This is a genomic window from Psychrobacter glacincola (assembly GCF_904846215.1).
Classification (GTDB): Bacteria; Pseudomonadota; Gammaproteobacteria; order Pseudomonadales; family Moraxellaceae; genus Psychrobacter; species Psychrobacter glacincola.
On the sequence record NZ_CAJGZK010000038.1, the window covers coordinates 1 to 7903 of the forward strand.

Annotated in this window: 8 protein-coding genes and 1 rRNA gene; 3 read left to right on the plus strand and 6 right to left on the minus strand. The window is 39.8% G+C overall.

From position 1 onward, the window contains the following. Positions 1–225: 225 nt before the first annotated feature. The gene (locus JMW90_RS13055; protein WP_227691972.1) at positions 226–792 is read right to left on the minus strand and encodes an IS630 family transposase; all 567 of its coding nucleotides are present in this window, start codon (positions 790–792) and stop codon (positions 226–228) included. Beyond that, entirely contained in the window at positions 719–1069 is a 351-nt protein-coding gene (locus JMW90_RS13825) for an IS630 transposase-related protein (protein WP_227691973.1), read from the minus strand. Before JMW90_RS13825 ends, JMW90_RS13055 begins: the two co-directional genes overlap by 74 nt. 976 nt (positions 1070–2045) lie before the next feature. Here JMW90_RS13825 and JMW90_RS13060 point away from each other — a divergent pair. The 3 genes from JMW90_RS13060 (at position 2046) to JMW90_RS13070 (ending at position 5147) form a co-directional block, all read left to right on the plus strand. After that, positions 2046–2306 carry a DUF4212 domain-containing protein gene (locus JMW90_RS13060; RefSeq protein ID WP_011514563.1) on the plus strand — a complete coding sequence of 87 codons (261 nt, stop codon included), beginning with the start codon at positions 2046–2048 and terminating at the stop codon, positions 2304–2306. Between the two features lie 4 nt (positions 2307–2310). Continuing rightward, on the plus strand, positions 2311–4179 hold the full coding sequence (locus JMW90_RS13065; RefSeq protein ID WP_201564692.1) for a sodium:solute symporter family protein: 1869 nt from the start codon (positions 2311–2313) through the stop codon (positions 4177–4179). 422 nt (positions 4180–4601) lie between these two features. Continuing rightward, the gene (locus JMW90_RS13070; RefSeq protein WP_201564693.1) at positions 4602–5147 is read left to right on the plus strand and encodes a hypothetical protein; all 546 of its coding nucleotides are present in this window, start codon (positions 4602–4604) and stop codon (positions 5145–5147) included. Positions 5148–5233: 86 nt separating this feature from the next. On the opposite strand, the gene JMW90_RS13075 is transcribed toward JMW90_RS13070, so the two are convergent. The 4 genes from JMW90_RS13075 to rrf all read right to left on the minus strand — a co-directional run bounded on the left by JMW90_RS13075 (position 5234) and on the right by rrf (position 7887). Next, positions 5234–5839, minus strand: coding sequence for a rhomboid family intramembrane serine protease (locus tag JMW90_RS13075; RefSeq protein WP_201564694.1), 606 nt, complete (start codon positions 5837–5839; stop codon positions 5234–5236). Positions 5840–5875: 36 nt separating this feature from the next. After that, positions 5876–6928, minus strand: coding sequence for a 5'-nucleotidase (locus tag JMW90_RS13080; protein ID WP_201564695.1), 1053 nt, complete (start codon positions 6926–6928; stop codon positions 5876–5878). A 429-nt stretch (positions 6929–7357) separates the two neighbouring features. Further along, entirely contained in the window at positions 7358–7576 is a 219-nt protein-coding gene (locus tag JMW90_RS13085; protein WP_201564697.1) for a dodecin family protein, read from the minus strand. Positions 7577–7773: 197 nt separating this feature from the next. Further along, positions 7774–7887, minus strand: a 5S ribosomal RNA gene (rrf, locus tag JMW90_RS13090). Positions 7888–7903 lie beyond the last annotated feature (16 nt).

Sequence of the window (7903 nt, forward strand, 5' to 3'; positions counted from 1 at the left end):
ATGTTTTTACACCAGCTTTGTATGGTGCTGGTGCTTATTTGATACTCCAGAGCAAGTTGACGATAGGTGTGATCGTCTTCTAGTTTCCTTAATATCATTTGTCGGTAATCTTTTGAATATGCCATAATGGTTATTGTATCGGCTTTATTGTTCGTTGACTATAGCAATAAAATCACCCATATCATGATGAGGTATTTTAACCGACTGGTGCTTATTTAACTATAGTTAAGTCTTTATAAAATCGATACAGCCCATATCATGAAACAGTTTAGGTAGATTATTCTCCATCCATCCTTGGCGTAGAAACTTAGCCTGTGCCCATTTTTTCTCGATAGGGTTCAGATCAGGGCTGTACGGCGGCAGCCATAAAATACGATGATCATGCCTGTTGAGTAGTTTTTGAATGCGTCTACTTTTATGAAACCGAGCGTTATCCATGACAATCACGCTCTTGGTTTTAAGACTTGGAATAAGTGTGAACTTACACCAATCATAAAATATATTGCTATTGATATTCTGCTCAACGTACTCAAGCGCAAATAGCATTTTTTCATAGAGAGCTCCGATGACATTCGTACGCTTCTTTGCTTGCCAGTTGTAGCTATCGATACAGGGTTTGCCAATCGGTGCATAGCCATGGGAACGAATGGTTTCAGCCTCAAAGCCGCTTTCATCCATATAGACAATGGGATAGCATTGCTGAGTAAAGCGATCAAGCCTATTCTGGAATATCGCTCTTTTTATCGGACACGCTTTTGGGTGTTCTAAGGTCTTTTTTTTGGCTGATGCCAAGACGCTTTAGAGCATTGAAGATGCCCGTTTTACTACAACTTAACCGACGAGCTCTTTCATAGTTATAGTCATCGGGGTATCTTTTTACGTCTTCAATCAACGCATCATCAGGTATTTTAGTCGGTTCTTTATTTCTGGTTATTTTAGGGACTAAATTCTGCTGCCAGCTGTGAATGGTGCTGGTACTAAGTCCATAAAACAGGGACGCTTCTCGTATGGTCATACCATCAGCGATGCTAGAAAGTACCTGTTTGCGATAGTCTATTGAATAAGTCATCGTTTATTTCATCAAATGCAATTGTTAATAAGATTGTATCGGTTTTATTTGGACTAGACTATATTTCAATCCATTATTTCGACTTTGTTTGTTTATGAACTTTTGATGAGTAAAATATTAAAATTAATAAATTTATTATTATAACTTATACTCTATGAGAAACTTTTAGGACTGATTAATAATTGTGATATTGCAATTATATTTATGTCGTCCTTATTTATTATAAAAAATTTATCTATATAACCGTTATTTTTAAAATAAATGCCATACTTTGATTTTAGCCATTAATCTAGTTGCTATAGTAAATCCTTAATATAAACAAGGTATTGTATGCTATTGTCTCAGACATGTGGTATTTACTGGCTTTCGCTAACATAAGTTAGTGAAAGTTTCTATGAAACGAATAGTTAGTTACATAAAGTAAATAAAATTTATTTATTGTTAATTAAGTCAATATTGTATATATTCCTAATAAGTTTATAAAAAGTTCTTGCAATACTTGTTGGCATGAATAATTTTTAAGTATCGAAGCCATATCGTCGGGAAGAAGATATGAATAATAAGACAGAGGATTGTCAGCCCATACCAACCCTCCTCCTTAAATATCATTATTTATATCTGCTAAATTTGATAAAACCTTTTCTCATTTTTGTTACTAGATAATGATTGGGTTGAATTTGAAAGATTGATATTATTTTTATACTGCAAATTTTATGCTGATCATGCCGAGTAACTTAATATCGGTGTAGGGTGTAAGTATCGCTAGCATTAAAAGAATTTGCTTATGTGTTTGATAATTTTGGGTTACTTATCCTGATTGGTCATTTTGCTTTAGCAAGCTATATGCAGATTTTATGATTGTAATATAGACAGCGTATCAAGCTGTAGCGCACAGTAGCATAGACGCTAAAGCACAAGGACTTGTCAGACTCAAATCAGTGACCTTGTTTTTATGTTAGGCAAAAGGAGTTGTCCTATGGAGAACCACAACGATTCATCAGGTTATTGGCGCGCCAATCTCCGTCTCATTAAAGTTAGCCTCGTCATTTGGGCGTTAGTCTCTTATGGTTTTGGTATCTTGCTACGTCCATTATTGTCAGGTATTAGAATAGGTGGTACTGATATCAGCTTTTGGTTTGCACAACAAGGTGCTCTTATCGTCTTTATCGCCTTAATTTTCTTCTATGCATGGCGCATGAATAAACTCGATAAACAATATGGTGTAGACGAGGAATAGCCCTATGAGTCAATTTACGATTAATATCATTTTTGTAGGTCTGTCCTTCGCTTTATACTTCGGTATCGCTTGGTGGGCACGTGCAGGTTCGACCAGTGAATTCTATGTTGCTGGCGGCGGTGTACATCCTGTTGTTAACGGTATGGCAACGGCAGCTGACTGGATGAGTGCTGCATCATTTATCTCAATGGCTGGTATTATCGCCACTGGCGGTTATGCGGCATCAACTTACTTAATGGGTTGGACGGGTGGTTATGTTCTACTCGCCATGCTCCTAGCGCCTTATCTACGTAAATTCGGTAAGTTCACAGTTCCTGATTTTATCGGTGACCGTTTTTATTCTAAGACCGCTGCTATGATTGCCGTGGTTTGTTTGATTATCGCATCGACCACTTATGTTATCGGTCAGATGACAGGTGCTGGTGTCGCATTCTCACGCTTCTTAGAAGTTGACAGTACCACTGGCTTGATTATTGCGGCTGTTGTTGTATTCTTCTACGCCGTACTTGGTGGTATGAAAGGGATTACCTACACCCAGGTTGCGCAGTATGTGGTTCTTATGATTGCCTATACGATTCCTGCCGTCTTTATCTCACTTGAGTTGACGGGTAATCCAATTCCAGGTCTTGGTTTGTTCTCAAACCATGTTGAATCAGGCATTCCTATCCTAACCAAGCTTGACCAAATCGTCGTCGACTTAGGCTTTACCGCTTATACCGCTGACGTACCGAACAAGCTAAATATGGTGCTATTTACGTTATCACTGATGATTGGTACCGCGGGTCTACCGCACGTTATTATTCGCTTTTTCACGGTTCCTAAAGTTGCGGATGCGCGTTGGACAGCTGGTTGGACGTTGGTATTTATCGCGCTCCTATACTTCACTGCGCCAGCAGTAGGTGCAATGGCGCGTCTAAATCTAATCGATACTGTTTATCCACAAGGTGTTGACGCTCCTGCTATCGAATATGATCAACGTCCAGATTGGATGAGAACATGGGAAGAAACCGGTCTTATTAAGTATAAAGATCTAAATAACGACGGTCGCATCCAGTTATATAATGATAGTGGACTTGGTGCAGCAGAGCTAGCATTGGCTGCCGCTACTACTGATGGCGGCGATGTTGCTACTGCAACGACTACCGTTGAAAAAGCAAAAGCTGAACATGCTTTAGAGCGTGATGGTATCTTTGTTGACAGAGGTTGGGCAGGTAACGAGCTTGACGTCAACGCTGACATCTTAGTATTGGCGAATCCAGAAATCGCACAGCTACCAGGCTGGGTTATTGGTCTTATCGCCGCAGGTGGTTTGGCAGCAGCGCTATCTACAGCAGCTGGTCTACTACTTGCCATCTCATCAGCGATCAGTCATGATTTGATTAAACGTAACCTTAATCCAAATATCACTGATGCAGGCGAGCTAAAAGTCGCACGTATCACGATGGCTATTGCGCTCGTGGTTGCTACCTACTTAGGTATTAATCCACCAGGATTTGCTGCACAGGTCGTTGCATTGGCCTTTGGTATTGCCGGTGCCTCACTGTTCCCTGCTTTGATGATGGGTATTTTCTCTAAACGTATTAACAACTTGGGCGCCATCGCTGGTATGCTCACAGGTTTGATTAGTATCTTAGTTTATATCTTCATCTATAAAGGCTGGTTCTTCATCACAGGTACAGCAAACTTCCCTGATACTGAAGAGTACTGGTTGTTTGGTATCTCACCATTATCATTTGGTGTGATTGGTGCCTTGCTTAACTTTATCGTAGCATTCGCAGTTTCTTATGCGACTGCGCCACCACCAGCACACATTCAAGAATTGGTTGAAAGTGTACGTTCTCCACGTGGCGCTGGCGGCGCAATCGACCACTAAACTTCGATATAAGCTAGCAAATGACGTATGGTTTTTTACGATAATATATCACTCACAGGCAGCAGCTGCTCGTGAGTGATTTTTTTATCCTCTGCTTGTTACAAATCGTATGGTTATAAATTGATTAATAGAAAATGATTTTTTTACTCGAGCCATTTTGGAGTAAAAATTAATGGGAAAGACAACTATAGTCATAGAAAAGTAATATCGATACATCACGTGCCGCTGATATCAATTTTTCTTGCTTGCTGTAGCTACGCTAGCAGAGGCTGCAAAAAATTGATACCAGCAGCATCGTAGCGATTTTAAGGTGTTTTGACTATATAAGAAGCGCCATAATGAATACGCTTAAAAAGTTGAAAACGTGGTTTTATTTTTAATAATTGGTATGAAATGCGCTGATTGCGTTAAGGAAAAGTCCTATGCTTTTTGAGTTTATCGCTACCATAGCAGCTGGATTTGGTTTAGCCGGGATAGCACTGGTCATCACTCACCTCAGCAAACTTGCAGGTAAGAAAGCGCCGAGATGGCTCATTCCCTTGTTTGGGGCTATTGGTATCTTTGGCTTTCAAATAAGCCAAGAATACAGCTGGTTCAGTCAACAGCTTGCACAGCTACCTGAAGGTGTACATGTTGTCAAAAAAGTTGAAGAAGGTACGTGGTTTCGCCCTTGGTCTTACGTTAAACCACAAACGTTACGATTTATAGCGGCTGATAGCGGACACGCTCGTGCTAATGCCGATAACCCAGATGTTTATTTGGTCAATCTGTATTTGTTTGAGAGACGTAGAAGTGTGCAGCAAGTCCCGCAAGTGATTGACTGCGCGGTCCCTGCCCGTGCAGATTATGTGCTACAAGAAAAAGACAGTAAGTTAAGTATCGATGAGCATGTGAAACACACTACTGCTTGGCGACCTTTAGAAAAGAGTGACCCGTTATATATCAATGTTTGTATCAACAAAAAATAACTCATTGCAGCCATTGTTAGCTGACTTACAGTTATCTTGATGACTTATTGAACAGAATGTCTAAATATATTTGCCAAAAAATAAGGCTAATAACGATTACTTATTTCTGTATAACTATGCTTTGAATTGGCCCCCAACAACAATCCGGCGCATAGACCACCAAAGTGCGCCGCAAATGAGATACCCTGCTGCGGTATCAAGCCTTGCTTAATGGTCAGCCAATAACCCGTACCCATGACTATACAAGCAAGCAAATAGCCCCAGCGCCTCGCAAATACTGCGCCGCCTATCATAAACCCAAGCATCGCAAAACAAAGCCCTGAGGCACCGATATGAATGGTGAGTGGCGAAGCTATCAACCAAGTCATGATACCTGAGGCGACAATGAGCTTAAGAGTAGTACGATAAGCATTATTTTCAAATAAGCCAAACAAAAATAAAATCTGCATGAGTGTCAGCGAATTTCCCACTAGATGTGAGAAATTACCATGCATCGTCCATGACGCAAATACCCCTATCATACTGCCTACATCCAATGTACGTGGCACAATACCAAAAATATTCCATAGACCAAAAAATACGGTGTCATTAAGAAAAAACATCACCCACATTGGTATCAGTACAAAAGCATATAAACCAAATACTTGCTTAATGCGAGTAATCAAGAGCGTCATCACTTGCTGCCATTTCATTTGCTGTTATATCCTTTTTATCTGATTAAATGTACGTTATTGACTGGCAGCCAAAATTGTATTTTCTACAGGTTTAAACGATAGTGATGACGCATCTTTATCAGAAGTTAACATACTATTGGCGTGTAATAGCGAGGTTGAATGATAAGGCACTAGCGCCGTTGGTACAAAGCTGCGAGCCGCGTCGATATGTTTAACCGAATCATCAAAGAAAATGTGTGGTGCAAAGGTTTTTAGCACCGCTGTTTTTTCAAGCCCACCTAAAAAAAATGCCATATCTACATTGACTCCCCATTCACGTAAGGTCTTGATAGCTCGCAAATCCGCTGGGGCATTGCGAGCCGTTACCAAGGCTATCTTCATCGGACAAGAGTGAAGACTGGCAGGCAGACGCTCTTGCATTTTGGACAGTTTAATCAATAACTCTGCATAAGGACCTTTTTCTATTGGTAAATCGCGCATTGTGGCTTCGCGGTCATGAAAAGCTTGCAACCCTTTTTGTTTGTAAAGCAGCTCGCCTGAATCATCAAATAATACCGCATCACCATCAAAAGCAATACGCAGCTGCTTGGTATCAAGCTCGCGGGTATTGACTGGCGTTGCATCCAATATCGCACAGGCACAGATATCAGCATCAGCAACCTGCTGTGCATCCTCAAGATTTGTCGTCAAAAACAAATCAACATTAAAATCGTCAATATAAGGCGCTACTGAACTACCTGATATAAATGCTGAACGTGAGATATTGAGCTTATGCTCACGGATAGCATTGAGCACCTGAATACCAGTATCAGGACTACTTTTAGAGACGATAACCACTTCAACTAATGGCGTTTCAATATTCGGATCTAATGCCGTAGATTGGTTACTCTGCTTATTTAAATTAAGCAAGGCTTTGATAAGAGGGTAGCCTGCGCCAATACTCAGAGGATCATTTTCACGCTCTACCATATAATCACGAAATTCTTTGATAGCCTCGCTAGGTCGTTGCTGCAACAACTGTAGCAGATAGTTTTCAGATTCTGATAAATCAAACAGGGCGGTTGCAGAAATTGCGACTATCAGAGTATTGCTAAAATCGACTGCCATAATTTTATCTACTTATAAATTTTTATATGAAAATATTTGAAGACTGAGGTTCATTGATTTTACTACATCTACCCTCTTTTATAATGAGGAGAAGAGTTATGATAATGTCATTGTGCTGTCATAATCTTAATCTAATAAAAAACCATATTGTTAGAGCAATAATACGATGAGAAGTCAGGAAGATTATAATCTCCACAGCTACTAATAAGAGGTTTTTTAAGCACATTGTCTAGAGTATATTTAAATACTAATCACTATTTAAAAACAGTATTTAAAGAAACAATTAACCAAGGAAATAAGCACCAAAAAAAGACTGCCAATGCAGTCTTTTTTATAGGTTGTGTGGTTGATAATCAATCTAACTTTGAATAGCCAACTTACATGTCAGAAACTGGTTTGAATATCAGAAACTGGTTCCAATGTTAGCAACTAGCCTAAATCGGAGTCATCATTGATCACGAAACTGACTATCATAATGACATGATACTTACTAATTTTGCCATTAGTGATGCCAACTTTTTGCTCTTTTACCCATGCTCCTTGAACGTTGCTGACGGTCTTGGCTATCCGAGCAATTCCTTTTTGGATAGCATCTTCAAAACTGGTTTCAGAGGTGCTGCTCACTTCAATATTTTTTGCAATAGTCATAGTTATATCATTCCTTTGATTATGAATTATTCTCAAACCGTATAGGCTATACGGCTTATATTCATAGTAGCGATATTTATATGCAACAGCAACATCAATCGATTACTTTATGCAAAATGGAAAAGTCAAAACATCTTTTCCAGAACAAAGAAAATCCCCCGCCTAGATAACTAGGCGGGGGATTTTCAGGAATAGAGAGCTGACGATGACCTACTCTCACATGGGCGAACCACACTACCATTGGCGCGACGATGTTTCACTTCTGAGTTCGAGAAGGGATCAGGTGGTTCCATCGTGGTATTGTCGTCAGCAAAGGGGGTTCTATTG